We start from the raw sequence: 17,250 nt of genomic DNA, 5'->3' as shown, positions 1-17,250 counted from the left end.
AATGACTGAATCTTTTGCTCAACTCTTTGAAGAGTTTCTAAACGAGACTGAATTCCAACAAGGTACTATCGTTAAGGGTACTGTAGTAGCTATCGAGAACGGTTTCGTTCTTGTTGACGCTGGTCTTAAGTCTGAGTCTGCTATCCCAGCAGAACAATTCAAGAACGCTGCTGGCGAGCTTGAAGTTGAAGTTGGTTCTGAAGTAGACGTTGCACTTGACGCTGTTGAAGACGGTTTCGGTGAAACTCAACTTTCTCGTGAGAAAGCGAAGCGTCACGAAGCTTGGATCGTACTTGAGAAAGCTTACGAAGAAGCTGAGACTGTTGTTGGTGTTATCAACGGTAAAGTTAAAGGCGGTTTCACTGTTGAACTAAACGGTATCCGTGCTTTCCTACCTGGTTCACTAGTAGACGTACGTCCTATCCGTGACACTGCTCACCTAGAAAACAAAGAGCTAGAGTTCAAAGTAATCAAGCTAGACCAGAAGCGCAACAACGTTGTTGTTTCTCGTCGTGCTGTTATCGAATCTGAAAACAGTGTTGAGCGTGATGAGCTTCTTGAAACTCTACAAGAAGGTACTGAAGTTAAAGGTATCGTTAAGAACCTTACTGACTACGGTGCATTCGTTGACCTTGGCGGTGTTGATGGTCTTCTACACATCACTGACATGGCTTGGAAGCGCGTTAAGCACCCTTCTGAGATCGTTAACGTTGGTGACGAGATCCAAGTTAAAGTTCTTAAGTTCGACCGTGAGCGTACTCGCGTATCACTAGGTCTTAAGCAACTAGGTGAAGATCCATGGGTAGCAATCGCTAAGCGTTACCCAGAAGGTCACAAGCTAACTGGTCGCGTTACTAACCTAACTGATTACGGCTGCTTCGTTGAAATCGAAGAAGGCGTTGAAGGTCTAGTACACGTTTCTGAAATGGATTGGACTAACAAGAACATCCACCCATCTAAAGTTGTTAATGTTGGCGACGAAGTTGAGGTTATGGTTCTTGAAATCGACGAAGAGCGTCGTCGTATTTCTCTTGGTCTTAAGCAATGTAAAGCTAACCCATGGCAGTCATTCGCTGAAGCACAAGCTAAAGGCGACAAAGTTACTGGTAAGATCAAGTCTATCACTGACTTCGGTATCTTCATCGGTCTTGACGGCGGCATCGACGGTCTAGTTCACCTATCTGACATTTCTTGGAATGTTGCTGGTGAAGAAGCGGTACGTGAGTACAAGAAAGGCGACGAAATCTCTGCTGTTGTACTTGCAGTTGACGCTGAGCGTGAGCGTATTTCTCTTGGCGTTAAGCAAATGGAAAACGACCCGTTCAACGCATACGTTGCTGACAACAAGAAAGGTACTCTAGTAAACGGTACTGTTGTTGCTGTTGACGCTAAAGGCGCAACTGTTGAGCTAATCGACGGTGTTGAAGGTTACATCCGTGCTTCTGAAGTATCACGTGACCGCGTTGAAGATGCATCTCTAATCCTAAGCGCTGGCGATAGCGTTGAAGCGAAGTTCACTGGCGTTGACCGTAAGAACCGCGTAATCAACCTATCTATCAAAGCTAAAGATGAAGCTGAAGAGCAAGAAGCAATGGCTACACTGAACAAAGCAGACGATGCTTCATTCGGTAACGCTATGGCTGACGCTTTCAAAGCAGCTAAAGGCGAGTAATTCTCCCGTCTTTATCTAAAAAAGGAGCCTTAGGGCTCCTTTTTTTATGCCTAAACGTAAGTGTTTGAAAAAAACTTGTCATTTAGAGTGATAACACTCAGCAATTATGTTCTATAATTCTTAGCAAGTGTTTGTTGGAATTGATATTCCTGTCTATAATTGGCTTGTAATCTAGGTAAAGAGAGGAACTATGACTAAGTCAGAACTAATTGAAAGACTCTGTGCTCAACAGACTCATCTATCTGCTAAAGAAGTAGAAGATGCGGTAAAAGATATCCTAGAGCATATGGCAACTACGCTTGAAAGTGGTGACCGTATTGAGATCCGTGGTTTCGGCAGTTTCTCACTACATTTCCGCGAGCCAAGAATGGGTCGTAACCCTAAAACGGGTGAAAAGGTAGAACTTGAGGGTAAATACGTTCCTCACTTTAAACCAGGTAAAGAGTTGCGCGAGCGCGTCAATATTTACAGCTAAAGATCTAACAACGGTTTATGAAAAAGCGGCATGCTACGGCTATGCCGCTTTTTTATGAGCAAAATTTCGCGATTGGCATGGTTTGCACAAGCGAATTCCTGCATAATCAGGTCTCGTGAAACTTGTACAAGAACTCATCCAGGGAGTTGTGAGCTATGAAAATTATAAAAATAATCATCGTGGTTGCGCTGGTACTAATTGCGCTCGCACTAGGAGCCCAGAATCAACAAGTTGTGACGTTTAACTACTTGTTGGCGAAAGGGGACTTTCACTTGTCTATTTTGCTCGGTATCGTCTTTGCAACAGGTGTTGCCATCTCTGCCATTGTATTTGGTAGTGTCCACCTAAAATACAAAATGACGATTCGTCGCTTGAACAAACAGGTGAAGAAACAAGAATTGGCCATCGCCAAAGATAAGAGCTAACTCAAAGATAGCGAATGCTGGAACTGCTTTTCCTGCTGTTACCTGTCGCAGCGGCCTATGGTTGGTACATGGGCCATCGCAGCGCAAGTATCGACAAGCAGGTACAATCCAACCAAATCTCTCGTCAGTATGTTACGGGCTTAAACCTCTTATTGTCTGATCAGTCAGATAAAGCAGTTGATCACTTTATCGAGCTTCTGCAGGTAGATAACGACACTATTGACACACATCTCGCACTTGGGAACCTATTTCGTTCTCGAGGCGAAGTCGATCGTGCCATTCGTATTCACCAGAACTTGATATCACGCTCGGGGCTCACCATAGAGCAAAAAAATATTGCTCTGCAGCAACTAGCAAAAGACTTTATGGTTTCCGGTCTATTAGACCGAGCTGAGCGCATCTTTGAGCAGTTATTGGAAGAGCCAGACCATCGAGAAGCGGCGCTTACTCAGTTAGTGATTATCTATCAACAGACTCGTGAGTGGCCAAAAGCGATTGAGCACGCAGTACAGTTAGCGAAAATGGGTAAGAAGCGTATTCGCCGAGATATCGCCCATTACTACTGCGAACTGGCTGTGCTGGAGCAGGCGGAATCCAATACCAAAAAAGCCATTCAGCTACTTAACAAAGCGCTGAGCGAGGATGCTAAGTGTGTACGTGCAACCATCACATTGGGCAAGATTTATCTGGCCAATGAAGATTACACCACGACAGCCAAATACCTAGAGCAGGTGTTAGAGCAAGATATCGATTTCATTGGAGAAATCTTACCAACGTTGGCTGAGTGTTATTACCACTTAGGCAGAGAAGACGAACTGCTTGAGTTTTTGCAGAAGTGCATTAAAAAGAAAGCAGGCGTGTCAGCGGAGCTCATGCTGGCACAACTGGTGGCGCAACACGAAGGTGTGCCTGCCGCTCAAACCTTGTTGACAAGACAGTTGGTTAAGAACCCGACCATGAAAGGGTTCCACCGTTTGATGGATTATCATTTAGCGGAAGCTGAAGAAGGACGAGCGAAGGACAGTCTAACGACCTTACAAGCCATGGTTGGCGAACAACTAAAAGTTAAGCCACACCATCGTTGTAGAAAGTGCGGCTTCTCAACACATTCTTTGTATTGGCACTGCCCTTCTTGTAAAGGGTGGGGCACTATTAAACCTATCCGCGGTTTGGATGGGGAATAAAAACTGACACGTTAGGAGAGAAAATGATTGACCAAAAAGTCATCGTAGCGCTGGATTATGACAATCAAGCAGATGCCCTTGCTTTTGTTGACCGCATTGACCCTGCAAGCTGCCGACTAAAAGTTGGTAAAGAGATGTTCACTTTATTTGGTCCAGAGTTCGTTCGTGAATTGCACAAACGTGGCTTTAGTGTTTTCTTAGACCTAAAATTCCATGACATTCCAAACACTTGTTCCAAAGCCGTTCGCGCAGCTGCAGAAATGGGTGTATGGATGGTTAACGTTCATGCCAGTGGCGGTGAACGTATGATGACAGCCTCTCGCGAGATCCTTGAACCATATGGTAAAGATCGTCCTCTGCTGATTGGTGTAACCGTGCTCACTAGCATGGAGCAGCAAGATCTTGCAGGTATCGGTCTGGATCTAGAGCCTCAAAAGCAAGTGTTGCGTTTGGCGACTCTGACTAAAAACTCGGGCCTAGATGGCGTGGTTTGTTCTGCTCAAGAAGCGAACTTACTTAAAACAGACCTTGGCGAGAGCTTTAAGCTTGTAACCCCAGGCATTCGACCAGCTGGTGCTGCGGTTGGTGACCAGAAACGCATTATGACTCCAGTAGAAGCAATTAATGCAGGTTCAGATTACCTAGTGATTGGTCGCCCTATCACTCAGGCAGCAGATCCAGCAGCAGTACTGACGGAAATCAATAAAACGCTTATTTAGTTGATTTTACATAAATAAGCACATTGAAGCCCTTCATTGAAGTGACCCCATAAAGTTGGACATTTCTGTTAAGCGGCTTGCAAGGCCTGATTTCGATATTCAATCGGAGTCAGGCCTTTTAGTTTTACCTTAATCCGCTTGGTGTTGTAATACTCGATATACTCTTCAATCTGCTCTATAAGATCGTTGGCATCATTAAATGATTGATTGTGGTACATCTCTGTCTTAAGCAGTGCGAAGAAGTTCTCTGCCACTGCATTATCTAAACAGTTCCCTTTTCTCGACATGCTCTGTGTTAACCCATTATCGGTAATTTTCTTCTGATATAACTGATGTCGATATTGCCAGCCTTGATCACTATGTATGATCGGTTTTGAGTGCTTATCCAGCTTCGAGATCGCTTCTGTTAGCATATCAGTCACAAGAGGCAATCGTGCGTTCTTGGCGACTTTATAAGCGACAACCTCTTGAGTAAACAAGTCAACCACTGGTGACAGATAGACTTTTTGGCCTTTTACTTTGAACTCAGTAACATCGGTTACCCATTTTTCATCTGGTTTAGTTGCCGTGAAGTCTCTTTCTAAGATATTTGGCGCACTTTTGCCTGTTTCCCCTCGATAAGAGCGATACTTCTTGGGTCTAACGGTTGATTTTAGACCTAGTTCTTCCATCAGTCGCTGGACCGTCTTGTGGTTTATTACGAACTCCAGCTTCTTTAACTCAAGGTGAATACGGCGGTACCCATACCGACCCTTATGCTCATGATAAATTGATTTAATTAACTCTCGTTCAATCGTATAGCTATCCGAGCGCTTACTCGCTTGTACTTGATAGTAGAACACACTTTTTGGCAGCTCGAGTGCTTGGAGCAAGTGTTTTAGTGGGTGTATTTCTCTGAGAGTTAGAGCAATTACCGTTTTTTCTTTATTTGACGGCGTCTCTTTTCCTGCTCTAACTCCTCTAACTTTTTTAGGACAGCATTCTCCGCTCTCAAGTACGCTAACTCCTCTTTCAGCTCCTCCAAAGTCTTATCATCATCGGATGTAATAGGATGTTGAGGTTGCTGTTTCATAAGAGGTCTGCCTACTTTCTGAGGCTCGAGCCCTTTAATACCTTGTTCTCTGTATCTTTTTAGCCAAACAGAGAGTGTTCCAGGGGTCGAGAGGTTTAAGAAGGCACTAGTGTGCGTCAGAGACCAGCCATTCGTCCACATTAAATTAATCGCTTCTAGCTTCGTTTTAGCCGTTGAAGCATGATTTGTGGGAAGAAAAGAGTTAGTACCATGAATAGCAAAGACTTGCGCCCAGTACCTAATTTGTCTAGAGGAAATGGAATATTCTTTAGCTAACAGGCGAGATGGCACACCACTTAAGCATTGCTTAGCAATGATGCACTTCAACTCACGACTATATTTGGACATAAAAGACCCCCAATAATTGGTGTCCAACTATTGGGGGTCAGTTCACATTCGAAGGGCTTTTTTTATACTTGGAGAGGTGAGCCGCTGTGAAACTTAAAATCAGTGTCTGGTGTAGTAATGAGCTCAGCTTCTACTTTCCCCAATGCTAACACTCGTTCTGAGATGTCATAGTCAGCGATTTGCTGTGCTAGATCTAAGTAGTCTTGGTAGTGCCTAGCTTCAGAGCGAAGCAGTGAAATATAGAATTTGGCGATATCTTCTGGCATGTGCGGGGCTAATTTAGCAAAACGCTCACATGAGCGGGCCTCGATGTAGGCACCAATGATCAGTTTATCGATTAAGGTTTCTGGTTCATAAGTGCGCATCTGTGAAAGCAGCCCTTTGGCGTATCGACTCGCAGGAATGTTACTGTATTCGATACCCCTTGCGTCCATGATTTCAAGAACTTGATAGAAATGGTGCAGCTCTTCTTTAATCAAAAGTACCATTTTGTCGATCAGGTCTTGGCTATAGGGCGAATCAGACTTAGCCATAATTGATTTTGATATATTGCTCTTACCCTTGAGCGTTTCAAGGCTGCCGATGTTGCGATAGGCAAAATCCTCATAAGGTTTGAACCAATCGAGTAGGTTAACGGCGCTTTTGTTGTCCACCGCATATTTGCGAATCAAATACATCGCCGATTGGCCTGCCTTTAGCTCGCATAGTAAGTGGTCAATCAGCACTGTGCTCAAGTTCTCTGGCTTTTTGGCTTCTATCACCCAGCTGTCAGGGGTTTCACATTGCAGAAACTGTTGAATTGGGGTTAATAGGTCTTGGTATGGTTCGATAGAAATCATGGGTGGTGTTGAGCTTTTTATTGGATTATTGAGCTCGCATGGTAATAAAAAAGGTCGCCGATGGCGACCTTTGTAAAGACAAATATTAAGCGGTAACTACCATTTCTTCTTATTACCGAACAAGGCTTCCATATCGTCACTGCGCTCTTTATCTTCAAGCTCTTGCATGGCTGCGGCATCCTTATCCATACGTTTTTGCTCAAGCTCATCCAGCATCTGCTGTAGTTTCTCTTTTGCTTGAGTTGAATACGCATCGTTTTTGGTTGTTAGTGCCTCTAGACCTTTCTTAAGCAGTTGCTTTGCAGTCCCCGCTTGTCCGCGCATTACTGAGTCATTGGCACGTTTGATAACATTTTCAATGTTGATACGGATCTGAATTTGTTCAAGACGAGCGTTTTCTGCCACGTAAGCTTGAGTATCAAATCGACCCTTGTTGTGCTCACTTCGAATAGTTTCGCGCAGACGCTTAACCAGTTTCAGCATTACAATCGCTTGCTTGTCACTGCTTGGGTTGCGGAAGTTGGCTGTTTCGTCTTTGAAGTTTTCTTTTAGCTGCTCGATCTGAGCATTCATATTGGCGATGCGAGATTTAAGCTGCTTGTTCTTTGGATCAAGTTCCGCCATGGCTTCAAGAGCATCAAGAATACGGGTATTGAGGCACACTAAAAGGTCTTTACTGTATGGAAGGTGGTGTGCATTCCCGATCAGGTCTTCGGTTGCGTCGATCACGGCGACGTATCGACCAGCCTCTTGACGTTTGGCGGACTCGGTTTTCATGCGATATTGGAGCATAACGTTGTAGCCGATGACCAGCACTAATAAAACGGCAACTAGAGCAATAATTAAACCAATATTCATAAAGTTACGTCTGCGATTAAATCAAAAAACTAACCTGTGAGCATACACTAAAGCGAAGTAAGACACATCACAGATTTACAGATTACCATACTAACCAATTAAATTATTATTTTAATCAAAAGTGACCACGAGAACTCAAATCTGAGGGGTAGGTTACAAAACATCTTTTTTCAATATAGTCGAGCCCCATATGAAATGGGCACTTATGAGACATTTTTCTGTCTTTTTTTTACATCTGGCGTTATAACTAATACTTATATACCCCTATAGTAAAGGAATACGAGGCTCGCAATGAAATTACAGCAATTGAAGTATATTGTTGAAGTCGTCAACCATAACCTTAACGTCTCTGCCACCGCAGAAAGCCTGTTCACATCGCAACCTGGGATCAGTAAGCAAGTCCGCTTGTTAGAGGATGAACTGGGTATTCAGATATTTGAACGTAGCGGTAAGCATTTGACGCATGTTACGCCTGCAGGTGAAGACATCGTTCGCATTTCTCGCGAGATTTTGGCGCGGGTAGAGAGCATTAAAGCAGTGGCTGGCGAGCATACTCATCCAGAAATGGGGACGTTAAACATATCGACCACTCATACTCAAGCTCGATATGCTTTGCCTGACGTGATCAAAGGTTTTACTGCTCGTTATCCAAAAGTTTCTTTGCACATGCACCAAGGTACACCGACCCAAATGTCAGAAGCTGTAGCGAAAGGTACTGCGGATTTTGCCATTGCTACCGAAGCGCTGCATCTCTATCAAGATTCCATTATGTTACCTTGTTATCACTGGAACCGTTCGATTGTTGTGCCACAAGGCCACCCGCTGGCACAAAAAGAGCACATCACCATTGAAGACTTAGCGAGTTACTCTCTTGTCACTTACGTATTTGGCTTTACAGGTCGCTCTGAGCTAGATACGGCCTTTAACAAAGCAGGACTGACACCGAGAATTGTCTTTACCGCAACCGATGCTGATGTGATCAAGACATACGTTCGTATGGGAATTGGTGTTGGGGTGATTGCTAGTATGGCAATTGACCACGAACAAGATACCGATTTAGTCGCTATCGATGCGAGCCACATCTTTGGGGCGAGCACGACCAGTATTGGGTTTAGAAAAGGTACTTTCCTTCGTTCTTACATGTATGACTTTGTGGAGCGTTTTGCCCCGCACCTGACTCGCCCTGTGGTCGAGCAAGCTATCTCACTAAAAAATAACGCCGAGATCGAAGAGATGTTTAAAGACATCGACCTGCCTGTGCGATAAGCCCGCCTTGACCTAACGCTATTTCCCCCTACAATCAGCGCCAAGATGTAGGGGGATGCATGCAGTCACAATTTATCCAAATCGACCAACTTTTATTAGAGCACCAACAACTGTGGCGCTTTGAGCCGTTTCATATCAGTGCTGAACCTAATTACTTACGCTCTTGGTCAGTTAAATACCCCAATTTATGTCAATGGTTGGATAGCCTATCTTACGCTGCGGTGGAGTCGCTCAAGTCAGACAGCACATCACTGACTCAACAGGCTGTCACGGCCGAACCAAAGCTTGCAGATTTGTTGAACGTCATCGACCCTACGGCAACAGACGCCAATACAGTTCAACTCTCTAGCCGAGAAAGTGCCGGCATTCCGGGAAGAAAACTCAATCAAATCTTAGCGATGGGAAGTGCTTGTTTAGCGTTTTCCGAGCAAAAAAGTTGGTTAGAGTGGTGCTCTGGGAAAGGGTTTCTTGGTCAGGTGCTAGCAAGGCATTCAACTTCACCAGTGACCAGCTTTGAATGGCAACAAGCCCTATGCGATAAAGGGCAACAGGAAGCCGATAGAGCAGGGCTTGCCATGAATTTTGTTCAAGGTGATGCACTGGATGCGAGTGCTTCTAGCTGTCTTAAACCAGAGCAACATGCGGTCGCCCTTCATGCTTGTGGTGATTTACACGTTAACTTACTGAAATTTGCCAGTCAGAAAGGCACTCAGGCGTTGACGGTTGCTCCATGTTGCTACCATTTGATTCAAGCTGATGACTATCAAGCATTGTCTGCTAATGCTCAAAATAGTGCTCTTAAGTTGTCTAAAGCTGAGCTGAGAATACCACTGCAAGCGACGGTCACTGGGGGAGAGCGAGTGCGTCGTCATCGGCGTCTAGAGATGAGTTACCGCCTAGGATTAAGTGGCTACCTTGAATCTATATATGGTGAGTACATTCCAATCCCTAGTATTAAAAAATCTTTGTTAGATGATGGCTTTGAAGCGTTTTGCCAGTGGGCGGCGGAGAAGAAGTCACTAAATATTACGGATATCAATTTTGATGACTGGCTTCGCTATGGCCAACAGCGCTTCGAGTTGATGGAAAAGCTAAGTTTAGTTCAACAGCTATTTCAACGCCCACTAGAAATGTGGCTGATCTTGGATAGAGCGTTGTTTTTAGTAGAAAATGGCTATCAAGTGTCGCTATCCACGTTTTGCGATTACAAGGATACACCAAGGAATTTGTTGATTCAGGCGGTGAAGGGAAAATAACGCTATTAGGCGTTCCACTTTTTCCAGTGTGGCGACTGTTTCTGTGAAAGTGGGAGAGGATCCTACAGAACTAAACTCATATTTTGTGGAATATGCAAGTTTGTGGCAGAACCCCCTCCAGCTCCCCCTTGGAAAGGGGGAGAGAAGACAGTTGATTAGCTAAACATAGTAATCGCAGTAGCTGGCTCAACGTACTCAAGATCAAACGCTTCGGCGACTTCCTTACAAGTCACTTTACCGTGGATAACGTTTAGCCCTTCTAGGAAACCTGGATCTTGCGTTAGTGCTTCACGATACCCTCTATCTGCCAATTTCAGGATATAAGGTAAGGTTGCATTGTTTAGTGCAAACGTAGAAGTACGAGCGACTGCACCTGGCATATTCGCAACGCAGTAGTGAACCACTTCATCGACAATGTATGTTGGCTCTGCGTGAGTGGTGGCTTTCGATGTTTCAAAACAGCCACCTTGGTCGATAGCCACATCCACAACAGCTGCGCCACGTTTCATGCGCTTGATGTGTTCTTTGGTCACAAGTTTCGGCGCTGCTGCCCCAGGGATCAGTACGGCACCAATTACTAAATCTGCTTCTAGAATATGCTTCTCAAGTGCGTCTTCAGTAGAGTAAACCACTTTAGCTCTGCCTTGGAATTCTTCGTCGAGCGCACGCAGAGTATCAATATTGCGGTCCAAAATGGTCACGTCAGCACGAAGTCCAACTGCCATACGAGCGGCATTTGAGCCCACGACACCACCACCAATCACCACGACTTTTGCTGGTTCAACCCCCGGAACGCCACCAAGTAGTAGGCCACGACCACCATGAGATTTCTCCAAAGTTTGTGCACCTGCTTGAATAGACATACGTCCAGCAACTTCAGACATTGGTGCTAATAGTGGCAGTTGACCCTTATTATCTGTTACAGTCTCATAGGCTATGCAGACAGCTTTGCTCTTGATAAGGTCTTCCGTCTGTGGAAAATCTGGTGCGAGATGCAAATACGTGAACAATATTTGCCCTTCGCGGAGCATAGCGCGCTCAACCGCTTGAGGTTCTTTAACCTTGACAATCATTTCAGCTTGAGCGAAAACGTCTGCAGCAGTGGGAAGAATGGATGCGCCTACGGCAATATAATCTTCGTCAGTAAAGCCAATGCCTGCACCAGCTTGGGTTTCGACGATAACTTGGTGACCGTGTGAGATCAGCTCTCGCACATTGGATGGGATCATGCCTACTCGGTATTCGTGGTTCTTAATTTCCTTTGGTACGCCAATAATCATCCTGACTCCTCGATTTTTTCTGGTCTATTTAACTATCTGTAGGGTAATTCTGTCGAATTAATAACTAGTATAGTGATGACGTTGAAAAATTTGATACTGAATATTAATAAAATGTAGTATATATATTTGCAAGGAAGTAAAAAGGTGGAATAAAACATGGTGGATAATTATAAAAAACCGTCCAAGGAACTAGATCGAATTGATCGGAATATTCTTAATGAACTGCAAAAAGACGGTCGAATTTCGAACGTTGAGCTGTCAAAACGCGTTGGACTGTCACCGACTCCTTGTTTGGAGCGTGTGCGTCGTCTAGAGCGTCAAGGATATATCACTGGCTACACAGCATTACTAAATCCTCAATACTTAGACGCTTCGCTTCTAGTGTTTGTGGAGATTACTCTTAACCGTGGTGCGCCGGATGTATTTGAGCAGTTTAACCATGCTGTTCAAAAATTGGATGATATCCAAGAGTGTCACTTGGTTTCTGGTGACTTCGACTACTTGTTGAAGACTCGTGTATCAGACATGAGTGCTTATCGTAAGCTTTTGGGGGACACACTATTGCGTCTTCCTGGGGTAAATGACACTCGTACGTATGTTGTGATGGAAGAGGTTAAGCAAACTAACCAACTCGTGATCAAAACGCGTTAATCTTGAGCAACAGATAGCACTAAATCGGATAAATCTTAGGAATTATACCGAGATAGCGTTAAAATCATTATCGAGCGGCTTTTTAGCCGCTCGATATGTTTCGGGCTTCTTAGATTAGTCAAAGAGGAGCTCACAAGCATTGGATAGCTAGAATTATAATCTTAGAGAAAAGTACTGATTAAGCATGTTCAAACAGAACAAAACTCAGGTTGAAACGATCATAAAGACTCAAGAAGAGTCAGCACAGCCTCGATTAGACGGACTGCAACGTCTTCGAGATTGCTGCTTTATCGTTGGCTTCTTAACATCAATCCTCATGGCGATTGCGCTGTTATCCTTCGACCCTGCCGATCCAAGTTGGTCACAAACGGCTTGGGGAACTCAAGTGAATAACCTTGGGGGGCAATTTGGCGCTCTGGTCGCAGATAGTCTGTTTTTTGTGTTTGGTTCCATTGCCTACGTCATTCCTGCTGCATCTGTGGTCGCCACTTGGGTGTTTTTCCGCAAGCGTGGTCAGTCTGAGCCTATTGATTTTATGTTGTGGGGTACGAGGTTACTCGGCTTCTTTGTAATCGTTTTAACCAGTTGCGGTCTGGCAGACATCAATTTCGATGATATTTGGTATTTTTCTTCTGGCGGCATCATTGGTGATGTGCTGACCAGTTTATCGATCCCGATGTTTAACATTTTGGGCTCGACACTGGTGCTGCTATTTTTGTGGGGAGCGGGTTTTACCTTACTCACTGGTATCTCATGGTTAGCCATTGTGGAGTGGATCGGTGATGGTGCAATTCAACTGTTGGGAATGCTGGTCAACAAGGCTCGTGGTGATAAAGAGCAGGTGCTTGAGCCAAACTTAGACAGCGACCAACCTATTGCTATCGCTCCTGAAGAAAAAATGGAACCAAAACTTGATGTAGATAGTGAAGCACCGCAAGATGCACAGTCGCATTACAACATTCATTTCCCAGCGGGTAGTGAAGATAATCCGGCGGTATCAGATAGCTCAGTCGAAACAGTGAATGCACCTGGTGAAGACACATCAGAGACTCAAGATAGCGTGTTTAAAGTTGACGAATCTTTGGTTGAGGAAGCTCCGAGTAGAAGCCCTGAAGTGATTGACTTTAGTGTTGTTGATGAAGAAGAACCTACCGTGCGCTCTAAACAGCTTGGGGCCACTATTGAAGAGCTAGAAGCTGCGGCGCAGCAAGACAATGACTTGGCCACTGATGACGTGGTAGAAGCTATTTATACAAATGCCAGCGACACACCTCAAATTGCTGTCGATGACGCACCTTGGGCTCAGGAAACCACGCAACAAGAATCTAAGCCACAAGAAATCACACAAATAGAAGCTGATGAACCACAACAGCCTCCAGCATTCTTGAAAGAAAACCCAGCAGTGGAGCCTAGTATCGAGCCTGTTCAAGAGCTTGAACAAACATCCATTGAACCTGTGCACAATGAACAGGGTCAGCAAGACGTCTCAGCTCCGGTTGATGATCCTGCGAATGAACATTCAGATCCTGATGTTGCCGCTTTCCAAAACATGGTCTCTGAAGCCCAGCAGAATATGGCGGGCACGCAAAATCCATTCTTGGTTCAACAGCAAGAAAATCTGCCTGTTCCTACCAGTCCAATGCCAACGCTAGAACTACTCTACCATCCTGAAAAACGGGAGAGCGTCATTGACCGTGAAGCGCTGGAGAATATCGCTCGTTTGGTAGAGTCCAAACTGGCAGATTACAAAATTAAAGCACGCGTGGTAGATATCTTCCCAGGTCCAGTCATTACCCGTTTTGAGCTTGACCTTGCTCCAGGAGTTAAAGTGAGCCGTATTTCAGGTCTTTCTATGGACTTGGCTCGCTCTTTGTCTGCGATGGCAGTGCGAGTGGTTGAAGTGATCCCTGGCAAGCCATACGTAGGTCTAGAGTTGCCAAATATGACTCGTCAAACAGTGTTTTTCTCGGATGTGGTAGGCAGCCCACAATTTGAACAGGCGTCATCACCTACCACGGTTGTGCTAGGTCAAGACATCGCCGGTGAAGCGGTGGTAGCAGATCTATCTAAGATGCCACACGTGCTGGTGGCAGGTACCACAGGTTCGGGTAAATCTGTGGGTGTTAACGTGATGATCTTGAGTATGTTGTATAAGGCAACACCTGAAGAAGTTCGCTTTATCATGATTGACCCGAAAATGTTGGAACTGTCGGTCTATGAAGGCATTCCGCACCTGCTGTCAGAGGTGGTTACGGATATGAAAGATGCCTCAAACGCACTGCGTTGGTGTGTGGGTGAGATGGAGCGTCGCTATAAACTTATGTCTGCGTTGGGTGTGCGAAACATCAAAGGCTATAACGAGAAGTTGAAGATGGCAGCAGAAGCAGGCCATCCGATCCATGATCCGTTGTGGCAGCCAGGTGACAGCATGGATGAAATGCCACCGCTGCTGGAAAAACTGCCGTATATCGTGGTGATCGTCGATGAATTTGCCGATCTTATGATGGTGGTGGGCAAGAAAGTTGAAGAGCTTATTGCTCGTCTTGCGCAAAAAGCGCGAGCTGCTGGTATTCACTTGATTTTGGCAACCCAGCGACCATCAGTGGATGTGATTACTGGCTTGATTAAGGCTAATATTCCTACTCGTGTTGCTTTCACCGTATCGACTAAAACCGATTCTCGAACCATTCTTGACCAAGGCGGCGCTGAGTCCTTGCTAGGCATGGGTGATATGCTGTACTTGCCACCGGGCTCAAGCCATACCACACGTGTCCATGGTGCTTTTGCTTCTGATGATGATGTTCATGCCGTGGTTAATGACTGGAAAGCTCGTGGTAAACCAGTCTATATCGATGAGATTACCCATGGTGACCAAGGCCCAGAAGCACTGCTTCCGGGGGAAACCTCTGCAGGTGATGAAGACGTAGATCCGCTGTTTGATCAGGTAGTGCAACATGTCGTTGAAACACGTCGTGGCTCAGTTTCTGGTGTGCAACGTAAGTTTAAGATCGGCTATAACCGAGCGGCGCGAATTGTTGAGCAACTTGAAGCGCAAGGCATAGTGAGTGCGCCGGGCCATAATGGTAACCGAGAAGTGCTCGCCCCTGCGCCACCAAAAGACTAACCTGACGCTGACGTAAAGTTGGCGTTACTGTTGTCCAATCGAGACACCAAAGATTAAAAGAGAAATTGAATGAAGTATTGGATTGCATCTCTTGCGCTTGTCAGTGCAACGGTATTTGCTGGTGCCAAAGAAGAGTTAAACCAACGCCTACTAAAGACCGATGGTTTTAGTGCTGAGTTTGAACAAGTCGTGACCTCACCAGAAGGTGAAGTCATTCAACAAGCCGAAGGCTCGGTAGAGATCTCAAGACCCAACAAATTTCGTTGGGAGACAGTCGTGCCAGATGAGACGTTGCTGGTTTCTGATGGTCAATCCCTATGGTATTTCGACCCGTTTGTTGAGCAAGTAAGTATTTACAACCAATCGGCTGCGACCGAGCAGACGCCATTTGTTCTGTTGACTCGTAATCAAGCAAGTGACTGGGATAACTACAATGTGGTGCAAGAAGGTAATCACTTTACGCTAACTCCGGTCAGTCAATCGACGACTCAAGGCGTGTTTACCATTAAAATTGATGGTAAAGGGCAGGTCGAAGGGTTTGAAGTGGTTGAGCAAGATGGACAAACTAGCCAGTTTAACTTCAGTCAATTGAAGCTTGTAAGGCCAAAAGACTCTCGTTTTGAATTTGTTCCACCAGTTGGTGTTGAAGTCAACGATGAGCGAAATTAAGGGACTAGCGTGAGCAACTACAGCTTAGACTTCGCAGGGGATGAAGATTTTCGTCCACTTGCGGCTCGAATGCGTCCGCAAACTGTTGAGCAGTACATTGGCCAGCAGCATATTCTTGGGGAAGGTAAACCGCTGCGTAAAGCACTTAAGGCGGGACACATCCACTCGATGATTTTGTGGGGACCACCGGGCACAGGCAAAACAACGCTGGCTGAAGTTGCTGCAAATTATGCGAACGCTGAAGTGGAGCGAGTCTCTGCGGTTACCTCGGGGGTGAAAGATATTCGCCTTGCGATTGATAAAGCTCGTGACAACAAAATGGCTGGTAGACGGACCATTTTGTTTGTTGACGAGGTGCATCGATTCAACAAAAGTCAGCAAGATGCCTTCTTACCGCATATTGAAGATGGCACGGTCACTTTTATCGGAGCGACCACAGAGAACCCTTCATTTGAGCTTAATAACGCACTGTTGTCACGAGCAAGAGTTTATAAGCTTACCTCACTCAATAGCCAAGATATTCAAACAGTTATTACTCAAGCATTAGAAGACAGTGAACGTGGCTTGGGCAGCGAGAAAGCCGATTTCGAATCCGGTGTTATCGAGCGCTTGTCAGAGTTGGTAGCAGGGGATGCCCGCATGTCACTCAATTATCTTGAGCTCTTGTTTGACATGGCATCGACCAATGATAGTGGTGAAAAAGAGATAACCTTGCCACTGCTTGCTCAGGTTGCTGGTGAAAAAGTCACTCGCTTTGATAAGCAAGGGGATATTTGGTACGACCTGATTTCTGCGGTGCACAAATCGATCCGAGGCTCTGATCCTGATGCCGCTTTGTATTGGTCGGCGAGAATGATCACGGCTGGGTGTGATCCTTTATACATAGCACGCCGTTTATTGGCTATTGCGTCGGAAGATATTGGCAATGCTGATCCTAGAGCCATGCAGGTAGCGATTTCCGCATGGGACTGTTTTGCCAGAGTTGGACCAGCAGAAGGCGAGAGAGCACTAGCTCAAGCTGTGGTATATCTTGCGTGTGCACCAAAGAGCAACGCCGTCTACACCGCTTGGAAGCAAGCCCTCAACGACGCGCGAAATACGCCAGAGTATGAAGTACCGTCACACCTGAGAAATGCCCCTACCAGTCTGATGAAAGATTTGGGCTATGGTGCTGAGTATCGTTATGCTCACGATGAGCCCGGTGCATATGCGGCGGGCGAAAATTATTTCCCTCCTGAAATGGCCCAGACACGCTACTATTTTCCAACAAATCGCGGTTTGGAAACCAAAATTGGCGAAAAGTTGGATTACTTGGCTAATTTGGACGCAAAAAGCCCGCAAAAGCGCTATGAAAAGTGAGCCTTTTTGGCTAACCTAGGCGGGTAAATCTATTCAAAATAAGCAGCACAAGT

The 17,250-nt window shown here is 45.4% G+C and carries 16 protein-coding genes; 11 read left to right on the top strand and 5 right to left on the bottom strand.

Going from position 1 to position 17,250, the window contains the following annotated elements:
- Nucleotide 1: 1 nt before the first annotated feature.
- The 5 genes from rpsA to pyrF all read left to right on the top strand — a co-directional run bounded on the left by rpsA (nt 2) and on the right by pyrF (nt 4,475).
- Nucleotides 2-1,672: a 30S ribosomal protein S1 gene (gene rpsA, locus J4N39_RS09765; RefSeq protein WP_252018625.1), complete on the top strand. Its 1,671-nt coding sequence runs from the start codon at nt 2-4 to the stop codon at nt 1,670-1,672.
- A 190-nt stretch (nt 1,673-1,862) separates the two neighbouring features.
- The gene (gene ihfB, locus J4N39_RS09760; RefSeq protein WP_252018623.1) at nt 1,863-2,147 is read left to right on the top strand and encodes an integration host factor subunit beta; all 285 of its coding nucleotides are present in this window, start codon (nt 1,863-1,865) and stop codon (nt 2,145-2,147) included.
- A gap of 155 nt (nt 2,148-2,302) precedes the next feature.
- The gene (locus J4N39_RS09755; protein WP_252018620.1) at nt 2,303-2,572 is read left to right on the top strand and encodes a LapA family protein; all 270 of its coding nucleotides are present in this window, start codon (nt 2,303-2,305) and stop codon (nt 2,570-2,572) included.
- Between the two features lie 14 nt (nt 2,573-2,586).
- Nucleotides 2,587-3,756 (top strand): lipopolysaccharide assembly protein LapB, encoded by a 1,170-nt coding sequence (gene lapB, locus J4N39_RS09750; RefSeq protein WP_252018618.1) that lies wholly within the window; start codon nt 2,587-2,589, stop codon nt 3,754-3,756.
- 23 nt (nt 3,757-3,779) lie between these two features.
- Nucleotides 3,780-4,475: an orotidine-5'-phosphate decarboxylase gene (gene pyrF / locus J4N39_RS09745; protein ID WP_252018616.1), complete on the top strand. Its 696-nt coding sequence runs from the start codon at nt 3,780-3,782 to the stop codon at nt 4,473-4,475.
- Nucleotides 4,476-4,543: 68 nt separating this feature from the next.
- Here the strand turns inward: pyrF and J4N39_RS09740 are convergent, their stop codons facing one another.
- The 4 genes from J4N39_RS09740 to J4N39_RS09725 form a co-directional block, all read right to left on the bottom strand.
- Nucleotides 4,544-5,365, bottom strand: a complete 822-nt coding sequence (locus J4N39_RS09740; protein ID WP_252023689.1) for an IS3 family transposase — start codon at nt 5,363-5,365, stop codon at nt 4,544-4,546.
- Between the two features lie 20 nt (nt 5,366-5,385).
- Nucleotides 5,386-5,895 (bottom strand): helix-turn-helix domain-containing protein, encoded by a 510-nt coding sequence (locus J4N39_RS09735; RefSeq protein ID WP_252018614.1) that lies wholly within the window; start codon nt 5,893-5,895, stop codon nt 5,386-5,388.
- Between the two features lie 62 nt (nt 5,896-5,957).
- Nucleotides 5,958-6,734, bottom strand: coding sequence for a tRNA isopentenyl-2-thiomethyl-A-37 hydroxylase MiaE (miaE, locus tag J4N39_RS09730; protein ID WP_252018612.1), 777 nt, complete (start codon nt 6,732-6,734; stop codon nt 5,958-5,960).
- 96 nt (nt 6,735-6,830) lie between these two features.
- Entirely contained in the window at nt 6,831-7,592 is a 762-nt protein-coding gene (locus J4N39_RS09725) for a DNA repair protein (RefSeq protein WP_252018610.1), read from the bottom strand.
- A 291-nt stretch (nt 7,593-7,883) separates the two neighbouring features.
- On the opposite strand from J4N39_RS09725, the gene cysB reads away from it, so the two are divergent.
- Nucleotides 7,884-8,858, top strand: coding sequence for an HTH-type transcriptional regulator CysB (cysB, locus tag J4N39_RS09720; RefSeq protein ID WP_252018608.1), 975 nt, complete (start codon nt 7,884-7,886; stop codon nt 8,856-8,858).
- A 59-nt stretch (nt 8,859-8,917) separates the two neighbouring features.
- Nucleotides 8,918-10,114, top strand: coding sequence for a methyltransferase (locus tag J4N39_RS09715; RefSeq protein WP_252018606.1), 1,197 nt, complete (start codon nt 8,918-8,920; stop codon nt 10,112-10,114).
- 155 nt (nt 10,115-10,269) lie between these two features.
- Here J4N39_RS09715 and ald read toward each other — a convergent pair whose 3' ends face one another.
- Nucleotides 10,270-11,394, bottom strand: coding sequence for an alanine dehydrogenase (gene ald, locus J4N39_RS09710; RefSeq protein ID WP_252018604.1), 1,125 nt, complete (start codon nt 11,392-11,394; stop codon nt 10,270-10,272).
- Nucleotides 11,395-11,550: 156 nt separating this feature from the next.
- Between ald and lrp the strand changes: the two genes are divergently transcribed.
- The 4 genes from lrp (at nt 11,551) to J4N39_RS09690 (ending at nt 17,197) form a co-directional block, all read left to right on the top strand.
- Entirely contained in the window at nt 11,551-12,045 is a 495-nt protein-coding gene (gene lrp / locus J4N39_RS09705; protein ID WP_004406045.1) for a leucine-responsive transcriptional regulator Lrp, read from the top strand.
- 184 nt (nt 12,046-12,229) lie between these two features.
- Complete coding sequence (locus J4N39_RS09700) at nt 12,230-15,169, top strand: DNA translocase FtsK (RefSeq protein ID WP_252018602.1); 2,940 nt, start codon at nt 12,230-12,232, stop codon at nt 15,167-15,169.
- Nucleotides 15,170-15,238: 69 nt separating this feature from the next.
- Complete coding sequence (lolA, locus tag J4N39_RS09695) at nt 15,239-15,838, top strand: outer membrane lipoprotein periplasmic chaperone LolA (protein ID WP_252018600.1); 600 nt, start codon at nt 15,239-15,241, stop codon at nt 15,836-15,838.
- A gap of 9 nt (nt 15,839-15,847) precedes the next feature.
- A complete protein-coding gene (locus J4N39_RS09690; RefSeq protein ID WP_252018597.1) occupies nt 15,848-17,197 on the top strand; it encodes a replication-associated recombination protein A in 1,350 nt (449 codons plus the stop codon).
- Nucleotides 17,198-17,250: the final 53 nt, after the last annotated feature.

The sequence above is a fragment of the Vibrio sp. SCSIO 43136 genome, from assembly GCF_023716565.1.
Lineage (GTDB): Bacteria > Pseudomonadota > Gammaproteobacteria > Enterobacterales > Vibrionaceae > Vibrio.
Note: the sequence above shows the minus strand (reverse complement) of the source record. Positions and strands in the feature narration are given on the sequence as shown.